A 24,133-nucleotide genomic window follows, 5' to 3' on the forward strand; every position below is an offset into this window, starting at 1 on the left:
CTCGACCTTCCGGTCAGCAGGGTTAACGCCGGGTAAATGCCTCGGCAGAACCTGCCGGGTCGGCAGGAAACGCGAGGGACGCGAGCGCCCCAGGCCAGGCTTCGTTCTCAGAAAATCGTATCATATCAATGGCTTAGATTTTCCGCGGAGGTGGCACGGCGCTGGCAGGATACCGGATGTCCGCAACTCCAACGAAGCCCGGCATGCCCAAGCGCCACGCCCAGATCCGCGAAATCCTGCGCCTCGTCCTGGCGGTCGCCCTGCTCGTGCTCGGCGGCAGCTCGGCGATGGCGCTGTCGCGGGTGAAGGATCTCGCGCAGATCGAGGGCGTGCGCGCCAACCAGCTCGTCGGCTACGGCATCGTCGTCGGCCTCAACGGCACCGGCGACACCCTCAACAACATCCCCTTCACCAAGCAGTCGCTGCAGGCGATGCTGGAGCGCCTCGGCGTCAACACCCGCGGCGCCACCATGCGCACGCAGAACCTCGCCGCAGTGATGGTCACGGCGAGCCTGCCGCCCTTCGCAGCACAGGGCACGCGCATCGACGTCACGGTCTCGTCGCTCGGCGACGCGAAGTCCCTGCAGGGTGGCACCCTCCTCGTCACGCCGCTGCTCGGCGCCGACGGCGAGGTGTATGCCCTAGCGCAGGGCTCGGTCGCCATCGCCGGCTTCTCGGCGGAGGGCGACGCCGCCAAGATCACCCGCGGCGTCCCCACCAACGGGCGCATCGCCAACGGCGCCAACATCGAGCGTGAGATCGCGTTCAAGCTTACCGACGCGCGCTCCCTGCGCCTGTCGCTGCGTAACCCCGACTTCACCACCTCGAAGCGGATCGCGGCCGCGATCAACGACTTCATGGGCTCGGACACCGCCGAGCCGACCGATCCGGCCACGGTCACGATCCAGATCCCGGCCAAGTACAACGGCAACATGATCCGGCTCATCACCGAGATCGAGCAGCTCAAGGTCGAGCCGGACCAGACCGCGCGGGTCGTGGTCGACGAGCGATCCGGCATCATCGTCATGGGCCGCGACGTGCGCGTCTCCACGGTGGCGATCGCCCAGGGCAACCTCACCGTCACCATCACCGAGCAGCCGCAGGTGAGCCAGCCTGCCCCACTCTCGAACGGCCGCACGGCAGTGGTGCCTCGCACCGGCGTCAAGGTCGACACCGGGGACGGCAACAAGCTCGCCCTGGTCAAGGAGGGCGTGACGCTGCGCGACCTCGTCGACGGCCTCAACGCCCTCGGCGTCGGTCCCCGCGACCTGATCTCGATCCTGCAGGCGATCAAGGCCGCGGGCGCGCTGCAGGCCGACATCGAGCTGATGTGATGACCTACGTCCACCCGAACCGGAGAACCTAGACCATGCTGCCACTCGCAACCTTCGCGGTCTCCGCCGCCGTCGGCGTCGGCAAAGCCATCACCGGCGCCATCGCCGAAACCGCCTCGAAGACGGCGCAGGCCTCGACGGAGGCGGCTTCCAAGAAGGCCCGCAAGACCGCCAACGACTTCGAGTCGATGTTCCTCGAATCGTCTCTCGACCGGCTGACCCAGTCGGAGGGGACCGACGGCCCGCTCGGCGAGAACGGCACCGGCGGCGGCGTCTACCGCTCGATGCTGACCAAGGAATATGCCGGCCAGATCATGAAGAGCGGCGGCGTCGGCATCGCCAACCAGGTGTTCTCCGAGATGATGAAGATGCAGGGCGGCGCCGGCGCCGTCGCGGGGGCCGGCCGTGCAGCTTGATCCCTCCTTCCGGGTCGCCGACCGCGCCGGTGCCGACGCGCTGGTCGGCGCGGTGATGTCGACCATGCAGGCGCTGGAGGCGGTGCTCGCGGCCGAGACCGGCCATGTCCGCGTCGGGCGCCTGCGCGAGGGCCTCGCGGAGGCCGAGGCCAAGGCGGCGCTCGCCGGGGCCTACCTCCAGGGGCTCGAGGTGGCCAAGGCCAACGCGGTCGCGCTCGCGCGCTTCGCGCCGGCCGGCGTCGAGCTGCTGAAGGGCGCCCACCGCCGCTTCACGCAGGCCGTGGAGGCCAACCAAGCGGTGCTCGGCACGGCGCGGACGGTGTCCGAGGGGTTGATCAAGTCGCTCGCGGCCGACCTCGGCCGGGCCAGCGCGCCGAGCGTCTACGGCCAACCGTCGCGGGCGCCCTCCCCTTACGGCCGCGGCACGGCCAGCGGGCCGCTGACGTTCTCACGCAACCTGTAGACGCGTCACCGGCGCCCGTTGCCGATCCGGACATAAGTCCGCACCGGGCCGAGATCGGACTCGGTGCGGGCGTCGATCGCGAAGCGCCCGGCCGCCGTCGGCGCCGTGGTCACGTCTCGGCCGATGGCGAGGTCGGCGCCGGCGCGGACCCGACCCGACACCCGCACGCAGGTCGAACCGACCGGCGTCCGCACGAAGCCGGCGCCGTATCCCGGACAAGGCTGCGCGGTCTCCCGCGCCGGCGCCTTCTCCAGATCGCGGGCCTCGCAGGGCGACAGCGAAAGCATGCCGAACAGGAGCAGTCCGACGCGCCACGGTCCGGCGAAGGTGCCCGTTCTCGTCGACGACCGGTGCTGCTCTGACATGTCGTCCCCGGCGGTTCGCAGCTCACAAAGGGCCGCGCCGGGCAGCGGGGCGCGGCCCTTCGCACCACGATAGGCCGGCGGCTCGGCGTCGATCAATCCTTCCAGCGATCCGGTTCGCGACCGCGTCAGCTCATGTAGTTCACGAGCGACAGCTTCGAGAGCGACGAGGTGATCTGGTAGCTCGCCTGAAGCCGGTTCTGGACCTCGAGCAGCTTGGCGGCCACCTCCTGGATCGGCGCGCTCTCGACGCCGTCGACGACGTTCTGCAACGTCAGCCGGGTGGCGGCGTTCTGCGACTTCGCCGAGGTCAACGTGCTGGCGGCGAGGCCGAAATCGGTGGCGATCGCCACCAGGCTCGGATCGTTCGACGCCTTGCCCAGGAGATCGTAGGTCTTGCTGCTCAAGGCAGCGAGCCGGCCGGGGGTGGTGGTGGCCTTGGGGTCGGCGAGGCCGTCGACGGCGAGCGCGGCAAAGCCCGCGAGCGCCTTCTGGATCGGCACCTCGTTGGCCCGCGCGCCGATCGCGACGTCGAGGTTCGCCCCGGCGCGGATCGAGGCGGTGGCGCGGGGGTCGGTGTTCGCGGCGTCGCCCTGATACCAGATCACGGTGCTGGTCGAGGCCGCATCCTTGTAGGTCGGCGTCGCGCCGGTCGTGTCGATGCGCTTCGGAGCCTGGCCGGACGCGTTCGAGGCGGAGAAGAAGTCCTCCGAAGCCCGCGTGGTCGAACTCGCCGAGAGCGGGCCGGCGGCGGCGGCAGCCAGCGCGGTGCCGAGTGCGGCCTTGAGGTTGGCTGTCGTCGTGGCGACGTCAGCACCGATGGCGAAGGTGGTGGTCGAGCCGGTGGAGACGCTCGCGCCCGCGGTCAGCGTTACGCTGGTCGTGCTGCCGTCGTGGAGCGCGAGCTGGACCGTGATGCTGTCGCCGGCCGCCGGCTGGCCCGAGAGGCCGATGTCGTAGGCGGCATAGGTGCCGTTGCCGAAGGTCGCATTCAGGGCCGGCGTGTTGCCGCTCTGAACGCTGGCGACGGTGCCGCCCTGTGCAATCGCAAACGCGTTCAGCCCGGCCGCCGCAGCGGCCGGGGTGGCGAAGACGCCGAACGCGGTGGTCGAGCCCGCTGGCACGGTGCTGCTCGCCGTGAGGTCGTAGGATTTCTGGCTGCCGTCGGCGAGGTTGACCGTGACGCGAAAGCTCTCGCCGGCCATTGGCGCATGGTCGAGCCCCGTCACCGTCGCCGGCAGGCCCGTATGCGCCGGATCGACCGTCGCGGTGATGGCCCCGGTGGTCGCCGGCTTCCCGGCGATTCGGAACCCGAAGTTCGCGCGGGTCTCGCCGGTCGCGTCGCCTTGATCCTCGGACAGCTGGAACGCGTTTCCGGCGCTGACGGCCCCGAGCTGGAGGCGCCCGAGTCCGCCGGTCCCGAGGTCGGCCGCCTTCTGCTCGGCGACCAGCGTGACGAGGCCGTCCTGCGGTGGAGTCGTGGTCTTGTCGCCGTTCAGGATAACGTCCGTCGACTTCACCGGAGCCGCGTCGGTGGCACGGCCGCCGAACAGGTATTGCCCGGCCGCGTTCTGGTTCAGCGCATCGAGCGCACCGTCGAGGTTGGCTTGCGCCAGCTGCGGCGTGACGGTGGTGCCGGTCGCCGGCTGCAGGTTCGAGGCGATGCCGCCGCGCAGGTCGGCCGTCAGCTTGGCGATCTGCTGGAGGCTGGTGGAGGCGAGGGTGACACGCGTCTGCGCGCTGGCGATGCCGGCATCGTAGCCGTCCAACGCGCTCAGGGTCCCGCGCGCCGTCAGGCTGGTGCTGCGCCCGGCGCCGAGGCCGGCGTAGGTCTCGGCGGTGCGGCCGGTGGAGAGCTGCGTCGAGAGGGTGTCGAGCTGGCCCTTCAGCGACAGCAACTGCGAAGTCGAGCGCGTGTTGACGTAGGTGCCGGCGGCGAAGGGGCTGATCGTGGTCATGGTGTCCCTCAGATCCGCAGGAGGGTGTCGAGCATGTCGCGGGCGGCGGTGAGCACGCGGGCGTTGGCGGAATACGCCGTCTGCAGGGCGATGAGGTTCGACATCTCCTCGTCCACGTTGACGCCGGCGCTCTTGGCGAACCGCCCTTGCGCGGTGGACAGGGCCACGCTCTGCCCGGCATCGAGGTTCGCGGCGTTGGCCGCCGCCGCCCCCTGCGCGGCGATGACGTCCTGCGCGAACGTGGTCACGCTGGTTTTATAAGGCGCGGCGACGCCGCCGATCCCGCTCGACGACGAGAATGTCTGCTGGGCGGTCGTCAGCGCGTCGAAAGCGAACTGCGCCCGCGTGGCGCCGGTCCCGGTGTTGGTGGCGCCCTGCGCGGTCAGCACCGCGGTGTTGGCGCTCAGCGCCGGATTGACCGTGATGCGCTGCGCGAAGCCTGTGAGCTGCGAGCCGGCATCGAACGATCCGGTGAACAGGCCCTTGTTCGACCCGTCGACGAACAGCGCAACCTGCGGGTAGGCGGAGGCGAAGTCGGTAGCGCTCGTCGGCACGGTCTTCGTCGCCGTGGCGGCGACCACTTTGGACGTGCCTCCTCCGGTCACCGTTACGTTGGCGCCGGTGCCGTTCGCAGTGAGGGACGGTACGTTCTTCAGCCCCTGTGCGCTCGCGCGTGCGGCCAAGCCGTCGAGCGCCTCCTGGATCTTGGCCTTGTAGGTCGTCGGACCGCCGGAGATGTCGAAGGTCTGGGCGAGCGCCGTGCCGTCGTCTGTCTGGCTCGGGTCGACCGACTTCGTGGCGCCCTGAGAGGCGACGAGGATGATGTTCCGCGTCGACCCGTCGGCAGCCGTCACCGCGAGCGTCAGCGTGTTGCCGGACTGCATGCCGGACAGGTCCGTGGTCGAGCCGGAACCGCTCACCGTCCCGCTCGTGCTCGTGTCCGTGAGTGCGCTCGCCATCCCGCCCGCGAGGTCGTCGAGCTGGCGCTGCACCTGGGGCAGTGTGGTATCGCGCAATTCGAGGTTGGCTGCGATCGAACCCGAACGCAGCACGCCCGGCGCGCCGAGGTCGATCTTGCCGCCGCCCGGCGTCGTCGCCGTAATGGTGCCGACGCTGCGCTGGTCGGGATCGGTCGAATAGGTCGAATTCGCGCCGAGGGTGGTGCGCCCGTCGAAGCCGAGCGTCGCCGCCGTGCCGCCGGTGACGAGGTTTACGCCGGAGCTGGTGGTGATCGAGAGGGTGCCGTCGCGCTGCTCTGCGGTCTGGACGTCAAGGTAGCCGGACAGCTCGGTGACCTTTTGGTCGCGCTGATCCTTGAGGTCGGCGAGCGTCAGGTCGTCGGTGGTCGACTGGATCTTGACGTTGAGCGCGGCGATGCCGCCGAGGAGCGAACTCGCGCTGGCGGTCTGGCTGCCGAGGCTGGACTCGATCCCGGTGCGCAGGGCCTGGACGCTGTTTGCGATGCCGTTGATGTTGTTGGCGAGGTTCGAGGCGGTGCTGAGCACGGTGCTTCGGGCGGCGGCCGAGGTCGGGTTCGCGGCGAGGTTCTGCAGCGAGCCGGTGAAGCTGTTGACGAGGCCGTCGAGTGCGGTCGTGCTGCCGGGCGTGCCGAACAGCGCGCCGACCTGGCCGGTGATGTCGGCCTTGGTGCTGGTGTAGGCGGAGCCGGCGGTCTCGAGGCGAAGCTGTTTCAGCGCGGCCGCGTCGAAGCTCCGGGTGATCGTGCCGACGGAGACGCCCGAATTGCCCGGGCCCGACGAGACCGTCGCGATCGTCCGCTTGACGTAGCCGGCGGTGCCCGCGTTGGCGACGTTCTGCGAAACCAGACCCATGGCGGTCTGGGTCGCCTTCAGGCCCGCCGTGGCCGTCTGGAGCGCGTTCAGGGGCATGTCGCCGACGATCCTCTCTCAACTGCCGCGCGGGGACGGCCGGTCCTCAGCGAATGATGTTGAGCAGGTCGGACATCATCGTCTGCGCGGTCGACATCACCTTCGTGTTGGCGGAATACGCCTGCTGGGTAACGATCATCTTCGAGAATTCACTCGCAATGTCGGTGTTCGACGATTCGTTGCTGGCGCCGACCACTGCCGAGCCGTCGAGCCCTGCGAGCGGCACGCCGGAATCGAGCGTCTGCGCGTAGGTGCCGTTCGACAGCGGCTTCAGCCCGTCCGGATTGATGAAGCGGGCGACCCCGACCGAGGCGAGCTTCACCGAAGACCCGTTCGAGAACGCCCCCATGATGCTGCCGTCGCTCCCGACCGCGACGGAGTTCAGGGTCCCGGAGGCGTATCCGTCCTGCGTGAGCGCGTTCGTCGTCACCGCGCCGGACGAGGCTGCGTATTGGGTCAGCGTGGTCTTGTCGAAGGCGAGGCCGACGCTCCCGAGGTTGGTCCCGTTCACCGTCAGGTCGGTGATGGTCGCCTTGCCGCCGGACGGCTGCACCAGCTGGCCGCTGCCGTCGAAGGTGAAGCCTGTGCCGGCGTTCACCCAGTCGCTCTTGTTCAGGGCGACGGAGCTGTCGGAGGCGTAGAACAGGTTCCAGATCGCCGGCTGGTCCACCGTCGGCGGCGTCGCGCTCGCATTCGCGGTGGTGGCATCCTGGATCTTCGCCCAGCGCGTGTTGACCGCGACCGGCGCGCCGGTGGTGGTGTAGGCGGTGAGCGCCGGCCCCGCGATGCTGCTGTTCACAAAGTCCTGCGCGTTCGCGGCGAGGACCTTCTTGCCCGCGGTCGCGGCACCGTTGGTGTCGGTGACGAGCACGCTGGTGTCGGTCGGTGCGTAGAGCGAGCTTTTGGTGGTCGATGAGTTAGCCGTCGCCGGCGCCGCCGGCAGGTTGGCGCCGTAGGTGATCGTGGTGGTCGGCTTGGCCGCCAGCGTCTGATTGGCGATCTTGATCGGGCCGGTGCTCGACACCTGCCCCGTCGCCGCATCGTAGTTCTGGCCCTGGAGGTAGCTGCCGGCGCCGTTGACGAGGTAGCCGTCCTTGTCGGGGGCGAAGTCGCCGCGGCGGGTGTAGACCGGTGTGCCGGAGAAGCTGGTCTGCCCGTTGGCGTCGCCGGTCTTGGCCATCACCGTGAAGAAGCCGTCCCCGTTGATGGCCATGTTGGTCGTGACGCTGGACGAGGCGATGTTGCCCTGGATGCTGTTGGTCATCTGCGACTGCGCCAGCACCGTGCCGGCGACCTCGTGCTTCGGCGTCTGCTCGGCCAGCAGGTCGACGAAGCTGGTGTCGATGCGCTTGTACCCGGTGGTCTGCGAGTTCGCGATGTTCCCGGAGATGTTGTCGATGGCGTAGGACTGGGCCTTGAGGCCCGAGACCGCCGTCTGCAACGCGGTGAAGATGTCCATGACGCGCCGTCTTTCCCGGGAAGGCGGCGCCCAAACGGCACTCGCCCGATCGGGTGTCGATCCGCAACCGGCGTGCCACGGCCAAGTCGTTGTTTTCATTTGATGCGGACCGCCGAACCCGGCAGGAACGCACCGCCGCGACGTGTCCTCCCCGGCATCTTCTGCCGGGTGGGCAGCGTTTACCGGCCCTTATCGGCGACAGGCTAGAACGGGACGGCGTCCTCCGGACGGGAGTCCCCATGCGTGCCAAGCGAACCAGCCTCGTCCACCTGATCTACTTCTCGCGGCTGGCCCTGTCGTCGGATGTCCAGATCCGCGCCGGCCAAGTCGGCGAGATCACGCGGCATGCGCAGAAGAAAAACGAGTTTTCGGTGATCACCAGCTTCCTGCTGGTCGAGCAGACCTTCGCCGCCCAGGTGATCGAGGGCGAGCGTACCTCGGTGCACGAGACCTTCAACCGCATCCTCGCCGACGACCGCCACCGCGACGTGCAGATCTGCGAGTGGCGCGAGATCACCAAGCGCGAGTTCGTCAATTCGTGCCGGAGCAGCATTCGCTCGCCCACGAACGACGTGCACTTCGCCAAGGCGAACCTGATGCCGATGTTCCAGCGCGGCACGCCCAGGGCGAGCGCGATCCACGCGCTGTCGCTCGCACTGCAGACCGAAGAGATGTCGAAGCAGGGCATCGACCACCTCTTCATCTGATCGGGATCAAGACTGTCGGATTCGGCGCACGCGGTGCCGCGAAGCAGTTTTTTCATACCTCGGGCTCAAGCTGACCGTCCGATCCCCGACTCCCTCCCGGATCCATGTCGCAGACGATGTCATGACCGACACGCCACCGATCCTCATCGTCGACGACCAGGAGAAGCTCCTCCGTCTCATCGTGATGCTGATGAACCGCATCGGATTCGCGGACGTGGAGGGGGTGACCGGCGGCGTCGAGGCGCTCGAGCGCCTGCGGCAGCGCAAGTACGCCCTCGTCATCTCCGACCTCGACATGGAGCCGATGGACGGCCTCACCCTGCTGCGCGAGATCCGCGGCGACGACGACTTGATGAACACGCCCTTCATCCTGACCGAGGCGTCGTTCGACTTCGAGGACATCAACGTCGCCCACCAGGCCGGCGCCGACGCCTTCATCCTCAAGCCGTTCGACATGGCGGTGCTGAAGACCAAGCTGAAGCAGGTGCTCAACCGCAAGCCGCGCAAGCGCGAAGCGCCGATGGCCTCGGAATCGACGCTCAGCGTCGATTTCCCGATGCTGGGGAAGTTCTAGGGCGAGGCTGAGCGGCTCAGACCCTCATGCTTGCCGCTTCTGATAGTCCTTGATGTCGGTGAAGCGCACCGCCGGGTACCGCTCTTCTTCGTAGCGGAGCGAGAAGGCAGTGGTCGCCATGAAGACCGGCGCCCCGTCGAGGTCCTTCGCCATCGCCGAGCCGTGCGAGTCGACGAACTTGTCGAGTTCGACCTCCGAATCCGACGACACCCAGCGGCAGACCGAGAACCGGGTCGCGTCGTAGTCGATCGGCAACCCGTACTCGCCCTGCAGCCGCTCTTTCAGCACGTCGAGCTGTAGCGCGCCGACGACGCCGACGATGGCACCCGAGCCGTCCTGCGGCACGAAGACTTGGACCACGCCCTCCTCGCCCATCTGCTGCAGCGCCTCGCGGAGCTTCTTCGCCTTCATCGCGTCGGTGAGCTTGATCCGGCGCAGCAGCTCCGGGGCGAAGCTCGGGACGCCACGAAACACGATGTCCTCGCCCTCGGTGAGCGTATCGCCGATGCGCAGGGTTCCGTGGTTCGGGATGCCGACCACGTCGCCCGCGAAGGCTTCGTCGGCGATGGCGCGGTCCTGGGCGAAGAAGAATTGCGGCGCGGAGAGCGACATCGGCTTTCCGGTGCGCACGAGCTTCGCCTTCATGCCGCGCCGGAGCTGGCCCGAGCAGACCCGCATGAAAGCGATCCGGTCGCGGTGGTTCGGATCCATGTTCGCCTGGATCTTGAACACGAAGCCGGTCATCTTCGGCTCGGTCGGCGCGACCGTGCGCTTGTCGCAATCCTGCCCGCGCGGCGGCGGCGCGAAACGGGCGAGCCCGTCGATCAGGTCGCGGACGCCGAAGTTGCGCAGGGCCGAGCCGAAGAACACCGGCGAGAGATGGCCCTCGCGGAACGCGTCGAGGTCGAAGGTCTTCAGCCCGCCCTCGGCCAGCTCGACCTCCTCGCGCCATGCGTCGGCCTCGCCGTTCTCTGTGAGCAGCCGGTCGAACAGCGGGTCGGCGAATCCTGCCACGGACTCGGTCCCGGCGTCGTCGGCCGCATCAAACCGGCGGACCCGGTTACCGCCGAGCTCGTAGGTGCCGGCGAAGTTGCGGCCGCGGCCGATCGGCCAGGTGATCGGCGCCACGTCGAGCGCCAGCGTCTTCTCGATCTCGTCGAGCAGCTCGAAGGGCTCGCGCGCCTCGCGGTCGAGCTTGTTCACGAAGGTGACGATCGGGATGTCGCGAAGCCGGCAAACCTCGAACAGCTTGCGGGTGCGCGCCTCGATACCCTTGGCCGCGTCGATCACCATCACGGCCGAATCAACAGCCGTCAGCGTGCGATAGGTGTCCTCGGAGAAGTCTTCGTGGCCCGGCGTGTCGAGCAGGTTGAAGACGCAGTCGCCATACTCGAACGTCATCACCGAGGTGACGACCGAGATGCCGCGCTCCTTCTCGATGCCCATCCAGTCCGATCGGGTGGAGACGCGGTTGCGCTTGGCCTTGACCTCGCCCGCGAGCTGGATCGCGCCGCCGAACAGCAGCAGCTTCTCGGTCAGCGTGGTCTTGCCGGCATCGGGGTGCGAGATGATCGCGAAGGTGCGCCGCCGCGCCACCGGGTCGGCGGCCGGTTTCGCCTCGATCTTGGTCTGCGGCTGCATCAGCATCGTGAAAACGGCTCTCGGACCCGGGTCGCGGGTCGGTCACTTGGAATTCGGTTCGGCCCGCGCGCGGACGCGCGGGACCTTCGCGCCATCCTCTAGGCGCCCGGCCGCCGCTTGGCAAAAACCCGTCGTCGCGCGCGCCGAAGCTTCGGGACGCGCGATTCAACCGCGCCCGATGAACGGCATCGTCGTCGCCGTCAGTGTCATGAACTGGACGTTGGCCGTGAGCGGCAGCCCGGCCATGTACAGGACGGCTTCGGCGACATGGCACGCGTCCATCACAGGCTCCTGGCGGATCGAGCCGTCGGCCTGGCGCACGCCTGCGGCGAAGCCGTCGGTCATCTCGGTGGCGGCGTTGCCGATGTCGATCTGGCCGCAGGCGATGTCGTAGGGGCGCCCATCGAGGGAGGTCGCGCGCGTCAAGCCGGTGATCGCGTGCTTGGTGGCCGCGTAGGGCGCCGAGTGCGGCCGCGGCACGTGGGCGGAGACCGAGCCGTTGTTGATGATCCGCCCGCCGCGGGGATCCTGGTCCTTCATCATTCGGAACGCGCCCTGCGTGCACAGGAAGGCACCGGTGAGGTTGGTCTCGACGCTGGCGCGCCAATCCGCCAGCGACACCGCCTCGATCGACGCCGCCGGGGTGAAGATGCCCGCATTGTTGAACAGCAGATCGAGCCGCCCATGCACTTCGGCGACGCGGGCGAACAGCCGATCCACGGACGCGGGGTCAGTCACGTCCGCCTCGACGACCTGCGCCACATCGATCTCCGCCGCGACCGCATCCAGGCTCGCCTGCCGCCGCCCGGCGAGCACGACCGCATAGCCCGCCCGCCCGAGCGCCACGGCCACGACGCGCCCGAGCCCCGACCCCGCCCCCGTCACCAAAGCCACCCCGCCGCCCATCGCGCCCTGCTCCACCGACCGCCGCCACCCGCGCAAACCAGTTGCCTGTCCGCGCATCCGCGTCTAGACAGCGCCGTCCTCTGGTGGGGCGTCGCCAAGTGGTAAGGCAGCGGTTTTTGGTACCGCCATTCCCAGGTTCGAATCCTGGCGCCCCAGCCAAAAGCTCAGGATTCTCAGCCGACCGTTGATTTCTCGGCTGTTTTCGGACCCGCCCGGGCCGACCGCTCCGTCCAGGTCCACTCGGGAGGTCCACTCGTCCGGACGGCAGGGATCCCTGCCTTGCCCCGCACCCACCTCCGACGTCGCCGACAAACGGTCTTCTTTCGTCGTATCATCCCCGATGACCTGCGCCAGCGGTTCGGCCAGCGTGAGATCCTGCGCTCGCTCGGTCACGCCACACCCGGCGAGGCTCGTCGGATGGCGCAACGCCTGTGGGATGGGACAGAGACCTTGTTCACCCTCGTCCGTTTCAACCGGTCGCTCACGCGGACTGATATCGCCCGGCTCGCGGAGCAGTACCTCGAATCCGAGTCTCTCAAGCACGATGGCCTGCTCGCCACCATCGGGCACTATCCGGAAATCGAGGATCTGCCTCCCTCAGACAGCCCGACCTCCGAAAACCAGATAGATGACAGCAGCGATCCCGCACCGGACGCCCCGAAGGGGACCCTCAATGACCCGGCCGAGTGGCTAAGCCTTTATGAGGGCCGATTGGACGGCCTGAAACGCGATCGTTCGCTCAACAATTTTACCGCCGTTCGCGACACCGCAAAGGATCTCGCTACCCGCAACGAGATCGACCTCGACTCATACCCTCATGCAAACGCGCTTTGCCGCGCGTTGCTCGACGCCGACATCACGATCACCGAGGAGAAGCTGACCTTTCTCCGCGACATCGTCCTGCCCCATCACCCCCGGCACGCGACGACCCATCGCACGACCGCACCTGCTCCGCTCTCCCAGCCCGGAGCACCAGCGACCGCGATGCTGCGCGGTGCACGACAACTTTTTAGCGAGAGTTGGGCGCTTTATGCGCGGGACCGCGTCGACAGCGGGAACTGGAAATCGTCGAATGAACGGCATGCCCGGTCTACGGGACGCCTGTTCGTCGAGATCTGCGGGGACAAGCCGCTGAGCGCTTATGGGCCAGCGGATGGAGCTGCGTTCAAGCGTGCTCTGCTAGCGTTGCCGGCCAACTACGACAAGAACATTGAGTGGCGCGATATCCAGCGCACGCGCGGCATCCGTGGCTTGACCGAGCATTGCAGCGGCAAGCCCGGGATCGATCGACTGAAGCCGCAGACCTTCAATCGGCACTTGGCCGCGTTGTCAGGCATCTGGCCTTGGGCCCAGACCAACGAAGTCGTCGCCAAGGGCCTCCCATCGATCTTTGAAGGTCTGCACATCAACCTGAAGCGCACGCGAGCAAAGCTCCACAGAGCGCGAGACGAACGGCCGATGTGGGATCAGGCCGAACTCGTGGCCGTGCTGAGTGCACCCTTGTTCACAGGCGTTCGAAGTCGTCGGAGCTGGAAAAGAACGGGACCGAACGTCCTACGCGACGAGCGGTACTGGGGCGTCCTGATCGGCTGCCACAGCGGTATGCGTCGTGGCGAAATCTTCCAGCTCCAGGTGCGGCACGTCGTGCACGATGCAGAGACCGGTATATCTCGGCGGGCAGCATCTCCCAGGGCAGACCTGAGCGCAGCACGAACAGGATACCGGTCAGCGCCGCCCGGTTCTCGATCGGTCGTCAGCCGCCCTTCAGACGTGGCCGCGCCATTCGGCGGAGCGGCCGATCGCCGTGCGTCGATGTCCAGCGGATCAATCTCTCTCTCTTTCTCTGAACAGGCGAGCCGGCTTCACTGCCAGGCCCCGCTCTTCGCGCGGGCGCGCATGCCGTCGAGGAACAGGCGGACGCTCGGCAGGTTCGCGCGGCCGGCGTCGAACAGCAGGTGGATCGGCACGGGCGGCGGGGCGTGCGCGTCCAGCACGCGGCGCAGGGTGCCTGCGGCCAGGCCTTCGGCCGCCTGGTAGCTCAGCACGTTCGCGATCCCGAGGCCGGCGGCTGCGGCTGCGAGCTGGGCGTCGATCGAGGTCACGGTGAGGCGCGGCGTGATCGCGACGCCGACCGAGTGCGGGCCGAAGCGCCACTGCGAGCCGGTCCGGACGTTGTCGCCCGCGATGAGGTCATGCAGGTCGAGCGCCTTCGGGTCGGCGGGGTGCCCGCGCGCGGCGCAATAGGCCGGGCTGGCGACGAGGACCTGCCGCACCGTGCCGACGGCGACCGAGTGCAGGCTGCTGTCGCGGGGCTCGCCGATGCGGACCGCCACGTCGATCCCCTCCTCGACGAGGCGGATGTTGCGGTCGAGGAGCATCAGTCGCACCGACATCTGCCGGTGGCGGGCGAGGAGGTCGGCCACCACGGGAAGCACGTGCAGGCGGCCGAAGACCACCGGCGCGGTGATCTGCAGTTCGCCCTGCGGCGTCGTCTGGCGCCCCATCACGACGTGCTCGGCGTCCTGCAGCCGCATCAGGATCTCTCGGGCGCGCTCCAGGAGCGCTGCGCCCTCCTCCGTCAAAGCCACGCTGCGGGTCGAGCGCCGGAACAGCGGCACGCCAAGATGCCGTTCCAGGGCGGCGATCGTCCGTGTCACCGCGGGCGGCGAGACGCCGAGGTGGCGGGAGGCGACCTTGAAGCCGCCCCGCTCGGCCACCGCGACGAAGGTGGTCAGCGCCGCGAAGCGGTCCACGATCATTCCTCCCGGTGAAACACTGAACTGCCGACAGGACGGATTATCGCCAATCCGTGACGTCGTACATTCACATGCATGCCCAACACCTACTTCCACACCCTGTTCGGCGAGGCGGCGCGCACGCTCCAGGCGCAAGCCGGCTCGCGTGCCAGCTACGCCCGACGCGACGCGGCGTCCCCCGACGAACGCGACGCGCTGACCGAGCGCGAGCACGAATTCCTGCAGGTGCGCGACAGCGTCTACCTCGCCAGCGTCGGCCCCGATGGCTGGCCCTACCTCCAGCATCGCGGCGGCCCGGCCGGCTTCGTCCGGGCGCTGGGCGGGAACCGGATCGGCTTTGCCGACTATCCCGGCAACCGCCAGTTCATCTCGCAGGGCAACGTGATCGAGCGCGGCCGCGTCGCCCTGTTCGCGATGGACTACCCCGCCCGGCGCCGGCTCAAGCTGATCGGGCATGCGCGCGTCGTCGCGGCCGCCGACGACCCCGACCTCGTCGCGCAGGTCGTCCACCCCGACGCGCCGCCGGCCGCCTCCGCGTTCGTCGTCGACGTGGTGGGGTTCGACTGGAACTGCCCGCAATACATCGAGCCGCGCTTCACCCGCGCCGAGATCGCGGCCGAGCTTCGTCCGCTGCTGACCGAGGCCGCCGACCTGCGCGCCGAGGTGGCGCGCCTGAGAGACCTTCCCGTGATCCCCGGATCCCGGGAAGGTCTCTAGCCTGCCGTGCGGTTGCATGTTCTTCACGCGAGCCGGCATCCACTCCGCTTGAAAATTCTCTCAGGAAATCCCCGCATGACGAACCCGTTGACTCGCGGCGCGCACCATGTCGGCCTCGCCGTGCCGGACCTCGAAGCCGCCGAGCGTTTCTTCGTCGAGGCGCTCGGATGGCGCGTCGCCGACAGCGTGCCGTCCTACCCGGCGGTCTTCGTCTCCGACGGCGCGATCCTGGTGACGCTGTGGCGGGTCGCGGACCCCGAGACGGCGGTGCCGTTCGACCGGCGCGCCAACGTCGGCCTGCACCACCTCGCCCTCACGGTCGCCGACCGGGCGGCGCTCGTTGCGGCCCACGAGCGGGTCGGCGCCCATCCCGGCACGACGATCGAGTTCGCACCCGGCCCGATGCGAGAGGGCTCGGAGACCCACCATTTCCTGTGCACGATGCCCGGCGGCGTTCGTCTCGAATTCGCCACGGCGTGAGGCGCGATCCCGTTCGCGCCGCGACCGGCAGCGGCTAAGGGTTTTGCGCGCGCGACCGGCATCCGTGCCTGCGGAATGCACCCTCTCAACCCGATGGCGGGAGCCTCGTCCCATGGCCGTGCCGACGTCACTGCAGCCTGGTCCCCTGCCGACCTCTGCCGACGGGCGGCGGGCCTGGCGCGCGGTCGCGTCGGCCTCCTGCGCCAGCCTGGTCGGCATCGGCCTCGCACGCTTCGCCTACACGCCCCTGCTTCCGGCGATCATCGACGGCGGCTGGTTTCCGGCCTCGACCGCGGCCTATCTCGGGGCGGCCAACCTCGCCGGGTATCTCGCGGGCGCCCTCCTCGGGCGTCGGCTCGCCGCCCGGACCCGCGTTCCGACGGTCCTCCGAGGCATGATGGGGCTGGCGACGGTGGCGTTCTTCGCCTGCGCCTTCCCCTTGAGCGTCGCGTGGTTCTTCGCCTGGCGCTTCGCGTCGGGCTTCGCGGGAGGCGCGTTGATGGTTCTGGCGGCGCCCGCCGTGCTGCCGCACGTGCCCCCGGGCAAGCGGGGCCTGGCCGGCGGGCTGATCTTCATGGGCATCGGCGCGGGCGTCGCCGCGTCGGGGACGCTGGTCCCGCTCCTGCTGCAGGGCGGGCTGCGGCAGGCCTGGTTCGGCCTCGGCGCGCTCTCCGCCCTGGTCACGCTCCTCGGCTGGCGGTGCTGGCCGTCCGAGGCGCCGGCGCCGGCCCGGGTGGGGGCGCGGTCCGCGCCGTCCCGGAGCCCCGGCCGGGCGACGCTGCGGGCGCTCTACGCCGAATACGCGCTCAACGCGGCGGCCTGGGTGCCGCACATGCTCTTCCTCGTCGACCTCGTCGCCCGCGGCCTCGGACGCGGCATCCAGGCCGGCTCGCATTACTGGGTGCTGTTCGGCCTCGGTGCGACGGTCGGCCCGATCCTCGTCGGGCACCTGGCCGACCGGGTCGGCTTCGGCACCGCGCTTCGCCTCGCCTTCCTGGTCGAGGCCGGGGCCGTCGCGATCCCGGCGCTCGGCCTCGGCGAGCCCTGGCTGGTCCTGTCCAGCGTCACGGTCGGCGCCTTCGTCACCGGAACCGTCCCGCTCATGCTCGGCCGCATCGGCGAACTCCTCCCCGACGACCCGGAACGGCAGAAGGCGGCCTGGAGCGTCGCGACCGTGGCCTTCGCGCTGTTCCAGGCGGGCGCCGCCTACGGGCTGTCCTTCGTCTTCGCGCACACCGGCGGCGACTACGCGCTGCTGTTCGCCCTCGGCGCGGCCGCGATGGTCCTGGCGCTGGCCATCGACCTCGCGACGGCCCAGGCGACCCGGCGCGCCGCCACCGCTTCCCGCCACTGAACGCGCGACCCCGAGACCCTCACTCCACCGGTTCTGCGGCCGGCGGGTCGGCCTCGACGGCGTCCGCGACGGGCAGGCCGGTGCCGGCCGCGGCGGGGGCGGCGGCAAGCCTCGGCAGGTCGAGCCACGATGCCATTAGGCGGAGTTCCACCAGCAGGCGTTCCAGGGTGGCGGGGGGCGCCTCCGGTTCCAGGTGCACGCGCTGGACGACGAGCCGGCCGCGCTTGCGGTCCGCCTTCAGGTCCACGCGGGCGACGAGGGCGCCGTCCATCAGGAACGGCAGGACGTAGTAGCCGTGCTCGCGCTTGTGGGCGGGCGTGTAGATCTCGAGGCGGTAGCGGAACCCGAACAGTCGCTCGGTGCGCGGGCGGTGCCAGACCAGCGGATCGAAGGGCGACAGCAGCGCCGCCCCGTCGAGCCGGCGGCCGGGGCGCGCATCCCTGTGCAGGTAGGCTTGGCGGCGCCAGCCGCGAACCTCGGCCGGCACGAGCGTCCCGTCCTCGACCAGCTCAGCGATCGGTCGGTCCGCGTCGGCCGGCGAGAGGCGGTAATAGTCGCGCAGGTCCTGCGCCGTCGCCACGCCGAGCGCCCGGGCCGCATGCGATATCAGGTCCCGCCGGGCGTCGGCACCGGTCGGGGTCGGGCGCGCGAGCACGGCGCGGGGGAGCACCCGCTCGGGCAGGTCGTAGACCCGCTCGAAGCTGCCGCGCCGGTGCGTCGCGGCGACGAGGCCGGCCCAGAACAGCCATTCGAGCGCGTGCTTGCCCGCGCTCCACGCCCACATGCCGGACCCGGCCCGGGTTTCCGCGAGGTCCGAGGCGGCCAGCGGCCCGTCCGCCGCGATGCGGGCGAGGACCGCCTCGGCCTCGTTGCGCCGCTCTCCGGCGAAGGGTTCGAGCCGCCGCCACACGTCGCGGCCGTCGCGGGCGCGGGCCATGCGCCAGCGCAGCAGGGGGTGGTGGTCGATGGGCAGCAGCGAGGCCTCGTGGCCCCAGTATTCGAAGAACCGCATCGGCCGGGCGGCGGCCATCGCGTCGAGGCGGTCGCGCGCGTAGGCGCCCAGCCGCGAGAACAGCGGCAGGTAGTGGGCGCGCACCAGCACGTTCACGCTGTCGATCTGGAGCAGGCCGAGGCGGCCGATCTCCCGGCGCATCCGCGCGTCGGTGACGGCGCCCTCACGCCGCCCCGCTGCAAAACCCTGGGCCGCCAGGGCGATGCGGCGGGCCTCGGCGGCCGAGAGGTCCGCTTTCAGGACCGCTCTCCGAATGGCGGCGGCGGGCCGATCATCCGCCGATGCGCCGCGCGGTCTTGGCGGTCAGGGGCGTTTTGCGAGAACCCGACCGCGGCGGGCGCGTCCCGGACGACCTCCGGCATCGACGACGTCCCTCCCCATTCGCGCGGACAGCGACCGCTTCCCGCATGGCCCTTCGAAGGCGATGCGCGCCAACATCGGCGCGCCGCTTCGTCGAGACAAGCGCGAGGGCCGGAAACGCAGCGTCCGCGTCCGGTGCGAACGGTCGGCGCTCATCCCAAACGATGATGCGGCGTTTCGTTTGCGAAACCCGGCCGGTCACATACACTTCGTGTCGGAACGCCCGCCTCCCCCTTCCCTTCTTCGTCTTAGACGGCGGCGAACGGGAAGGATCGGCGGGCATTGCGAGACCAGCATGTCCCGGGCCGGAATTGCCATGACGCGTATCCTCGATCGGGGCGGTTTCGAGCGGAAGGCGGGCGAGCGCGCCGACACGTCGACGGTGGAGGCGCGGCGCTCGGCGATCGTCGTCGCCGTCCGCCAGCGCGGGTTCGTGACGATCGAAGCCCTGGCGAGCCAGTTCGGCGTCACCGTCCAGACCATCCGGCGCGACCTGAACGAGCTCAGCGCGGAGGGGCGGCTGGAGCGCTACCGCGGCGGCGGCGGCCTGCCCTCCAGCGTCGAGAACATCGCCTACGCCGACCGCCGCACCACGCTCCTGTCCGAGAAGACGCGGATCGGCCGGCTCGCGGCGAGCCGCATCCCGTCGCACTGCTCGGTCTTCCTCAACATCGGCACCACGCCGGAGGCGGTGGCGCGAGAGCTCGTCCGGCACGACGACCTGAGCATCATCACCAACAACCTCAACGTGGCGGTCGGGCTGGCGGAGGCGACCGACTTCCGCATCGTCGTGGCCGGCGGCACCATCCGCAACCGCGACGGCGCGGTTCTGGGGCAACTCACCTGCGACACGCTCAGCCAGTTCCGCGTCGACGTGGCGGTGATCGGCATCAGCGGCATCGACGGCGACGGCGCCCTCCTCGACTACGACTACGAGGAGGTGCGGGCGACGCAGACCATCCTGGCGCATGCGCGCCAGACCTTCCTCGTGGCCGACCACACCAAGTTCACCCGCCGGCCGATGGTCGAGGTCGGGCGGCTCGAGCAGGTCGACACCTTCTTCACCGACCGCGCCCCGCCGCCCGAGATCGCCGCGCTGATGGAGCGCCACGGCGTCACCCTCGCGGTGGCCGACCGGGACGAACCGTAACGAACATAAAAATTTTCGCTTGCGAAAATCCTAAGATAAGGCAATATTCTGCCGAACGCGGCATCGGCCGGGGCGGGAGGTGAACCATGACGACGGTCTCGAACGTGCGGGCGCCTGGCGCCCCCTACGACCTGCTCGTCATCGGCGGCGGCATCAACGGCACCGGCATCGCCCGCGACGCGGCGGGCCGCGGCCTCTCGGTGCTGCTGTGCGAGCGCGGGGACCTCGCCGAGTTCACCTCGTCGTCGAGCACGAAGCTGATCCACGGCGGGCTGCGCTACCTCGAATACTACGAGTTCCGCCTGGTGCGGGAGGCCCTGGCCGAGCGCGAGCGCCTGCTGCGGCAGGCGCCGCACATCATCTGGCCGCTGCGCTTCGTGCTGCCGCACGACAAGGGCCTGCGCCCGGCCTGGATGCTGCGGGTCGGCCTGTTCCTGTACGACCACCTCGCGCGGCTCCGCACCCTCCCCGGCTCGAAGATGGTTCGTTTGCGAACATCACCTGTGGGCGCGCCGTTGCAGGACCGCCTGACGAAGGGGTTCGTCTATTCCGACTGCTGGGTCGAGGACAGCCGCCTCGTGGTGCTCAACGCCATGGATGCGCGGGCGCGCGGCGCCGAGATCCGCACCCGGACCGGCGTCGAGTCGGCGCGCCGCATCGACGGGACCTGGACCGCGACCCTGCGCGACGCCGTCACCGGGCGCACCGAGACGGTCCGGGCGAAGGCGGTGGTGAACGCCGCCGGCCCCTGGGTCAGCGAGACGCTGGGCGGCACGCTCGGCGTGAACAGCCGCGCGGCGGTGCGGCTGATCAAGGGCAGCCACATCGTGGTGCGCAGACTTTACGAGGGCGACCAGGCCTACATCCTGCAGCAGCCGGACAAGCGCATCATCTTCGCGATTCCCTACGAGCGCGACTTCACGCTGATCGGCACCACCGATGTCCCCTACGAGGACGAGCCCGGCCCGGTGCGGATCTCGGAGGACGAGACGCGCTACCTCTGCGACTGCGTCAACCGCTCGTTCGCGCGCGCCATCGGGCCGGAGGACGTGGTCTGGAGCTATTCGGGGGTGCGGCCGCTCTACGACGACGCCGCCGCGAACGCCTCGGCGGTGACGCGCGACTACGTGCTCGACGTGGACGACGCCGGCGGGCAGGCGCCCGCGCTGTCCGTGTTCGGCGGCAAGATCACCACCTACCGGCGCCTGGCCGAGCACGCGATCGAGAAGATCGCAGCCTACTTCCCGAACCTCGAGCCGGCCTGGACGGGGGAGGCGACCCTGCCCGGCGGGGCCATGCCGGAGGCGGATTTCGACGCGTTCCTCAAAGCCTTCGCCCGCGAGGCGCCGTTCCTGCCGGCCGAGACCGCCAAGCGCCTCGCCCGCGCCTACGGCACCGAGGCGCGGGCGATCGTGGCCGGCGCGCGCAGCCTCGCCGACCTCGGCGAGGCCTTCGACGGAGGCTTGAGCGCGGCGGAGGTCGACTACCTCGTCCGGACCGAATGGGTCCGCACGGCGGAGGACATCCTCTGGCGCCGCTCGAAGCTCGGCCTGCGCACCGGTCCGGAGGGGGCCGCGCGCCTGTCCGCCTACCTGACGCGAAAGGCGGAGGCGGCCTGAAAGACCCGAACGGCGGAACCGGCGCGAAGACCGGTCCGCGAGACCAAGATCGACCCACGTTCCTCGAGGGAGGGAAGACAGCCATGTCCCAGTATGTCGGCGCCATCGACCAGGGCACCACCAGCAGCCGCTTCATCGTGTTCGACCGCGAGGGGCGCATCATCGTCTGCAAGCAGCGCGAGCACGCGCAGATCTACCCGCGGCCGGGCCATGTCGAGCATGACCCGATGGAGATCTGGCGCAACACGCAAGGGGTGATGCAGGACGCCCTCGACGGCGCCGGGCTGACGCCGAAGGACCTCCTGTCGATCGGCATCACCAACCAGCGCGAGACCACCCTGATCTGGGACAAGCGCACGGGTGCACCGCTCCACAACGCCCTGGTCTGGCAGGACACGCGCAACGACCGCCTCGTGACCGAATACGCCCGCGACGGCGGGCGCGACCGCTTCCGCGCGCTGACCGGGCTGCCGCTGGCGAGCTACTTCTCGGGGCTGAAGCTGCGCTGGCTCCTCGACCACGTCGAGGGCGCCCGCGAGAAGGCGGAAGCCGGCGACGTGCTGTTCGGCAACATCGACACCTGGCTCGTCTGGAACCTGACCGGCGGCCCGGACGGCGGCCTCCACCTCACCGACGTGACCAACGCCAGCCGCACGCAGCTGATGTCCCTCGAGACGCTGGCCTGGGACGACGGCATGCTCGCCGCCTTCGGCATCCCCCGCGCCATGCTGCCCGAGATCGTCTCGTCCTCGCAGGTCTACGGCGAGACGCGGGTGCCGTTTTCCGGCGTGCCGATCGCCGGCATCCTCGGCGACCAGCAGGCGGCCCTGTTCGGCCAGACCTGCTTCCAGCCGGGCGAGGCCAAGAACACCTACGGCACCGGCTGCTTCGCGCTGATGAACACCGGCGAGACGCCGGTGCCCTCCACCTGCGGCCTCGTGACGACGCTGGGCTACAAGCTCGACGGCAAGCCGGCGGTCTACGCGCTGGAGGGCTCGATCGCGATCACCGGCGCGCTGGTGCAGTGGCTGCGCGACAACCTGCACATGATCAAGGACAGCGCCGAGGTCGAGAGCCTCGCCACAACGGTCGCGGACAACGGCGGCGTCTACTTCGTGCCCGCCTTCTCGGGCCTCTACGCGCCGCACTGGAACGAGGGTGCGCGCGGGCTGATCATCGGGTTGACCCGCTACGCCAACCGCGGCCACATCGCCCGCGCCTGCCTGGAGGCCACCGCCTTCCAGACGCACGAGGTGCTGGAGGCGATGGAGAAGGATTCCGGCATCCCCGTGCGCGAGCTGCGCTCGGACGGCGGCATGGTCGCCAACGTCACCCTGATGCAGTTCCAGGCCGACATCCTCGACGTGCCGGTGGTGCGCCCGAAGGTCACCGAGACGACGGCGCTCGGCGCGGCCTACGCCGCCGGCCTCGCCACCGGCTACTGGAAGAGCACCGACGACCTCGTGCGCAACTGGGGCGTCGACCGGCGCTGGGAGCCGAACATGGATGCGGGCGAGCGCCGACGCATCACCGCCGCCTGGGGCCGCGCCGTGAAGCGCGCCTTCGACTGGGACGAGCAGGAGGACTGATACGGCATCCGCTTGATCAAAGCGGACGCCGTATCCGCAAGCCCGCGCGGCGCATGAGCGACGGCCAAATCCGCCATCCCGAAGGGATCGACCGGATTTGGGACGAGGCCGCCTCGCCGCTTCCCGTCTCGGACATTTTCGGAGGACACCCCATGACATCGCCGTTCCTGGGCGAGCTTCTCGGCACGATGGTGCTGATCATCCTTGGCAACGGGGTCGTGGCCGGCGCGCTGCTGCGCGGCTCCAAGGCGGAAGGCGCAGGCTGGATCGCGATCACCGCCGGCTGGGCCTTCGCGGTGCTGGCCGGCATCTTCGTCGCGACCGCGACCGGCAGCCCCGACGCCCACCTCAACCCGGCTGTGACGATCGCCGGCGCGATCACCTCCGGGAATCCGAGCAAGCTCCTAGTCTACGTGCCGGCGCAGATGATCGGAGCTTTCCTCGGCGCGACGGTGGTGTGGCTGCACTACCTGCCGCACTGGGCCGTCACCGAGGATCCGGGCCTGAAGCGGGCCTGCTTCTGCACCGATCCGGCGATCCGGCAAACGGCCGCCAACTGGACGAGCGAGATCATTGGCACCTTCCTGCTGATCCTGATCATCAGCGCCCTGCTGTCGCGGTCGGTGGGGGCTTCGGGCAACATCCCCACGGGGCTGGCGCCCTACCTCGTCGGCATGGTGGTCTGGAGCATCGGCCTGTCGCTCGGCGGCACCACCGGCTACGCGATCAACCCCGCCCGCGATCTCGGGCCGCGCCTCGCCCACGCGGTGCTGCCGATCGCCGGCAAGGGCGGCTCGGATTGGGGCTACGCCCTGATCCCGGTCGCCGGCCCGGCGGTCGGCGCCGCCCTCGCGGCGCTGGCGATCCTGCTGATCGGCTTCTGATCCGGTGCCACCGGATTCACACGCATCCCTGCTTTTGGTGATTCGATGCGCGCGCATCCCCTCGCCCCGCGTGCGGGGAGAGGGCTTTGCCGACCTTGTCGTCGGCGAAGCGAGGCGGCAGCCGACAGCGAGGGGGCCGGCCCGGAGGAGGCTCGTCCTTCGGCAACCCCTCACCGTCGCTTCGGCTTCGCCTTCGCTTCCCGGCTGCACGACGGGGTGCAGCCGGGCCACTCCCCGCCCGCGGGGGGGCGCGCGTCATCCGAGGCCGTGGCGAATGTAGATATCTAAAAAAGTCGGATGGAAAAGCTTTCTTGGTGGGAGGGTTTGCCTAGGGTATCACGGACTCCCCAATGAGAAATCTTTGCATAAACTCGGATTAAACAGCCTTCATGACAATGGGCGGCCATCCATCGAAGTAAAAAGAGTGCAGTGAAAATCAGTGCTCGACGTGATTTTTCTAAGGCGGCGTTGCCACAAGTGGCCTAGCAGGCTGCTGCAGAAGT

At 69.5% G+C, this 24,133-nt stretch carries 20 protein-coding genes, 1 tRNA gene and 2 pseudogenes; 14 read left to right on the forward strand and 9 right to left on the reverse strand.

Annotated elements, in window-relative coordinates; translation table 11 throughout:
• The first annotated feature begins 203 nt into the window (after positions 1 to 203).
• Genes MFF13_RS05525 through MFF13_RS05535 form a run of 3 tightly spaced genes read left to right on the forward strand, consistent with a single transcriptional unit; the run spans position 204 to position 2,213 of the window.
• The gene (locus MFF13_RS05525) at positions 204 to 1,334 is read left to right on the forward strand and encodes a flagellar basal body P-ring protein FlgI (protein ID WP_238271313.1); all 1,131 of its coding nucleotides are present in this window, start codon (positions 204 to 206) and stop codon (positions 1,332 to 1,334) included.
• A 35-nt stretch (positions 1,335 to 1,369) separates the two neighbouring features.
• The gene (locus tag MFF13_RS05530; RefSeq protein ID WP_147764938.1) at positions 1,370 to 1,750 is read left to right on the forward strand and encodes a rod-binding protein; all 381 of its coding nucleotides are present in this window, start codon (positions 1,370 to 1,372) and stop codon (positions 1,748 to 1,750) included.
• A complete protein-coding gene (locus tag MFF13_RS05535) occupies positions 1,740 to 2,213 on the forward strand; it encodes a hypothetical protein (protein ID WP_238271276.1) in 474 nt (157 codons plus the stop codon). The genes MFF13_RS05530 and MFF13_RS05535 overlap by 11 nt, the downstream gene beginning before the upstream one ends.
• 5 nt (positions 2,214 to 2,218) lie before the next feature.
• Here the strand turns inward: MFF13_RS05535 and MFF13_RS05540 are convergent, their stop codons facing one another.
• The 4 genes from MFF13_RS05540 to MFF13_RS05555 all read right to left on the reverse strand — a co-directional run bounded on the left by MFF13_RS05540 (position 2,219) and on the right by MFF13_RS05555 (position 7,881).
• A complete protein-coding gene (locus tag MFF13_RS05540; RefSeq protein ID WP_238271277.1) occupies positions 2,219 to 2,578 on the reverse strand; it encodes a porin in 360 nt (119 codons plus the stop codon).
• A gap of 125 nt (positions 2,579 to 2,703) precedes the next feature.
• The gene (locus MFF13_RS05545; RefSeq protein WP_238271279.1) at positions 2,704 to 4,533 is read right to left on the reverse strand and encodes a hypothetical protein; all 1,830 of its coding nucleotides are present in this window, start codon (positions 4,531 to 4,533) and stop codon (positions 2,704 to 2,706) included.
• Between the two features lie 8 nt (positions 4,534 to 4,541).
• The gene (gene flgK, locus MFF13_RS05550) at positions 4,542 to 6,422 is read right to left on the reverse strand and encodes a flagellar hook-associated protein FlgK (RefSeq protein ID WP_238271281.1); all 1,881 of its coding nucleotides are present in this window, start codon (positions 6,420 to 6,422) and stop codon (positions 4,542 to 4,544) included.
• A gap of 46 nt (positions 6,423 to 6,468) precedes the next feature.
• On the reverse strand, positions 6,469 to 7,881 hold the full coding sequence (locus MFF13_RS05555; protein WP_238271283.1) for a flagellar hook protein FlgE: 1,413 nt from the start codon (positions 7,879 to 7,881) through the stop codon (positions 6,469 to 6,471).
• 239 nt (positions 7,882 to 8,120) lie between these two features.
• Here MFF13_RS05555 and MFF13_RS05560 point away from each other — a divergent pair, with 239 nt between their 5' ends.
• Together MFF13_RS05560 and MFF13_RS05565 are read left to right on the forward strand one after the other, a co-directional pair.
• A complete protein-coding gene (locus tag MFF13_RS05560) occupies positions 8,121 to 8,588 on the forward strand; it encodes a BLUF domain-containing protein (RefSeq protein ID WP_147752384.1) in 468 nt (155 codons plus the stop codon).
• A gap of 121 nt (positions 8,589 to 8,709) precedes the next feature.
• A complete protein-coding gene (locus MFF13_RS05565) occupies positions 8,710 to 9,162 on the forward strand; it encodes a response regulator (protein ID WP_147752383.1) in 453 nt (150 codons plus the stop codon).
• Positions 9,163 to 9,186: 24 nt separating this feature from the next.
• Here MFF13_RS05565 and MFF13_RS05570 read toward each other — a convergent pair whose 3' ends face one another.
• The gene (locus MFF13_RS05570; protein ID WP_373322486.1) at positions 9,187 to 10,803 is read right to left on the reverse strand and encodes a peptide chain release factor 3; all 1,617 of its coding nucleotides are present in this window, start codon (positions 10,801 to 10,803) and stop codon (positions 9,187 to 9,189) included.
• 165 nt (positions 10,804 to 10,968) lie between these two features.
• Positions 10,969 to 11,709, reverse strand: a complete 741-nt coding sequence (locus MFF13_RS05575; protein ID WP_238271315.1) for an SDR family oxidoreductase — start codon at positions 11,707 to 11,709, stop codon at positions 10,969 to 10,971.
• Between the two features lie 84 nt (positions 11,710 to 11,793).
• Here MFF13_RS05575 and MFF13_RS05580 point away from each other — a divergent pair.
• Positions 11,794 to 11,868: transfer RNA gene (locus tag MFF13_RS05580), tRNA-Gln, on the forward strand.
• A 120-nt stretch (positions 11,869 to 11,988) separates the two neighbouring features.
• Positions 11,989 to 12,165, forward strand: a pseudogene (locus MFF13_RS26485) (DUF6538 domain-containing protein); the annotation flags it as partial.
• A 1,210-nt stretch (positions 12,166 to 13,375) separates the two neighbouring features.
• On the opposite strand, the pseudogene MFF13_RS05585 reads toward MFF13_RS26485, so the two are convergent.
• Positions 13,376 to 13,492 (reverse strand): annotated as a pseudogene (locus tag MFF13_RS05585) (transposase); the annotation flags it as partial.
• 79 nt (positions 13,493 to 13,571) lie between these two features.
• Positions 13,572 to 14,462, reverse strand: a complete 891-nt coding sequence (locus MFF13_RS05590) for a LysR family transcriptional regulator (RefSeq protein WP_238271285.1) — start codon at positions 14,460 to 14,462, stop codon at positions 13,572 to 13,574.
• Between the two features lie 78 nt (positions 14,463 to 14,540).
• Between MFF13_RS05590 and MFF13_RS05595 the strand changes: the two genes are divergently transcribed.
• The 3 genes from MFF13_RS05595 (at position 14,541) to MFF13_RS05605 (ending at position 17,016) form a co-directional block, all read left to right on the forward strand.
• Entirely contained in the window at positions 14,541 to 15,182 is a 642-nt protein-coding gene (locus MFF13_RS05595; RefSeq protein WP_238271287.1) for a pyridoxamine 5'-phosphate oxidase family protein, read from the forward strand.
• A 75-nt stretch (positions 15,183 to 15,257) separates the two neighbouring features.
• Positions 15,258 to 15,662, forward strand: a complete 405-nt coding sequence (locus tag MFF13_RS05600; protein WP_238271298.1) for a VOC family protein — start codon at positions 15,258 to 15,260, stop codon at positions 15,660 to 15,662.
• A 112-nt stretch (positions 15,663 to 15,774) separates the two neighbouring features.
• A complete protein-coding gene (locus tag MFF13_RS05605) occupies positions 15,775 to 17,016 on the forward strand; it encodes a YbfB/YjiJ family MFS transporter (protein WP_238271300.1) in 1,242 nt (413 codons plus the stop codon).
• A gap of 19 nt (positions 17,017 to 17,035) precedes the next feature.
• Here MFF13_RS05605 and MFF13_RS05610 read toward each other — a convergent pair whose 3' ends face one another.
• On the reverse strand, positions 17,036 to 18,268 hold the full coding sequence (locus MFF13_RS05610; protein ID WP_283205810.1) for a winged helix-turn-helix domain-containing protein: 1,233 nt from the start codon (positions 18,266 to 18,268) through the stop codon (positions 17,036 to 17,038).
• A 436-nt stretch (positions 18,269 to 18,704) separates the two neighbouring features.
• On the opposite strand from MFF13_RS05610, the gene MFF13_RS05615 reads away from it, so the two are divergent.
• From MFF13_RS05615 to MFF13_RS05630, 4 genes are all read left to right on the forward strand, one after another.
• Positions 18,705 to 19,538, forward strand: a complete 834-nt coding sequence (locus MFF13_RS05615) for a DeoR/GlpR family DNA-binding transcription regulator (RefSeq protein WP_238271305.1) — start codon at positions 18,705 to 18,707, stop codon at positions 19,536 to 19,538.
• Positions 19,539 to 19,624: 86 nt separating this feature from the next.
• Positions 19,625 to 21,157 (forward strand): glycerol-3-phosphate dehydrogenase, encoded by a 1,533-nt coding sequence (glpD, locus tag MFF13_RS05620; protein ID WP_238271307.1) that lies wholly within the window; start codon positions 19,625 to 19,627, stop codon positions 21,155 to 21,157.
• An 83-nt stretch (positions 21,158 to 21,240) separates the two neighbouring features.
• Entirely contained in the window at positions 21,241 to 22,746 is a 1,506-nt protein-coding gene (glpK, locus tag MFF13_RS05625; protein WP_147814943.1) for a glycerol kinase GlpK, read from the forward strand.
• A gap of 152 nt (positions 22,747 to 22,898) precedes the next feature.
• A complete protein-coding gene (locus MFF13_RS05630; protein ID WP_147753086.1) occupies positions 22,899 to 23,630 on the forward strand; it encodes an MIP/aquaporin family protein in 732 nt (243 codons plus the stop codon).
• Positions 23,631 to 24,133: the final 503 nt, after the last annotated feature.

Source organism: Methylobacterium cerastii, from assembly GCF_022179125.1.
GTDB lineage: Bacteria > Pseudomonadota > Alphaproteobacteria > Rhizobiales > Beijerinckiaceae > Methylobacterium > Methylobacterium cerastii.

Coding starts and splice junctions, on each gene's coding strand:
- flgK (WP_238271281.1), bottom strand. CDS start 6,422: ATGCCCCTGAACGCGCTCCAGACGGCCACGGCGGGCCTGAAGGCGACC.
- MFF13_RS05570 (WP_373322486.1), bottom strand. CDS start 10,803: ATGCAGCCGCAGACCAAGATCGAGGCGAAACCGGCCGCCGACCCGGTG.
- MFF13_RS05525 (WP_238271313.1), top strand. CDS start 204: ATGCCCAAGCGCCACGCCCAGATCCGCGAAATCCTGCGCCTCGTCCTG.
- MFF13_RS05545 (WP_238271279.1), bottom strand. CDS start 4,533: ATGACCACGATCAGCCCCTTCGCCGCCGGCACCTACGTCAACACGCGC.
- MFF13_RS05555 (WP_238271283.1), bottom strand. CDS start 7,881: ATGGACATCTTCACCGCGTTGCAGACGGCGGTCTCGGGCCTCAAGGCC.
- MFF13_RS05560 (WP_147752384.1), top strand. CDS start 8,121: ATGCGTGCCAAGCGAACCAGCCTCGTCCACCTGATCTACTTCTCGCGG.
- MFF13_RS05630 (WP_147753086.1), top strand. CDS start 22,899: ATGACATCGCCGTTCCTGGGCGAGCTTCTCGGCACGATGGTGCTGATC.
- MFF13_RS05540 (WP_238271277.1), bottom strand. CDS start 2,578: ATGTCAGAGCAGCACCGGTCGTCGACGAGAACGGGCACCTTCGCCGGA.
- MFF13_RS05565 (WP_147752383.1), top strand. CDS start 8,710: ATGACCGACACGCCACCGATCCTCATCGTCGACGACCAGGAGAAGCTC.
- MFF13_RS05530 (WP_147764938.1), top strand. CDS start 1,370: ATGCTGCCACTCGCAACCTTCGCGGTCTCCGCCGCCGTCGGCGTCGGC.
- MFF13_RS05605 (WP_238271300.1), top strand. CDS start 15,775: ATGGCCGTGCCGACGTCACTGCAGCCTGGTCCCCTGCCGACCTCTGCC.
- MFF13_RS05600 (WP_238271298.1), top strand. CDS start 15,258: ATGACGAACCCGTTGACTCGCGGCGCGCACCATGTCGGCCTCGCCGTG.
- MFF13_RS05575 (WP_238271315.1), bottom strand. CDS start 11,709: ATGGGCGGCGGGGTGGCTTTGGTGACGGGGGCGGGGTCGGGGCTCGGG.
- MFF13_RS05595 (WP_238271287.1), top strand. CDS start 14,541: ATGCCCAACACCTACTTCCACACCCTGTTCGGCGAGGCGGCGCGCACG.
- MFF13_RS05615 (WP_238271305.1), top strand. CDS start 18,705: ATGACGCGTATCCTCGATCGGGGCGGTTTCGAGCGGAAGGCGGGCGAG.
- glpD (WP_238271307.1), top strand. CDS start 19,625: ATGACGACGGTCTCGAACGTGCGGGCGCCTGGCGCCCCCTACGACCTG.
- glpK (WP_147814943.1), top strand. CDS start 21,241: ATGTCCCAGTATGTCGGCGCCATCGACCAGGGCACCACCAGCAGCCGC.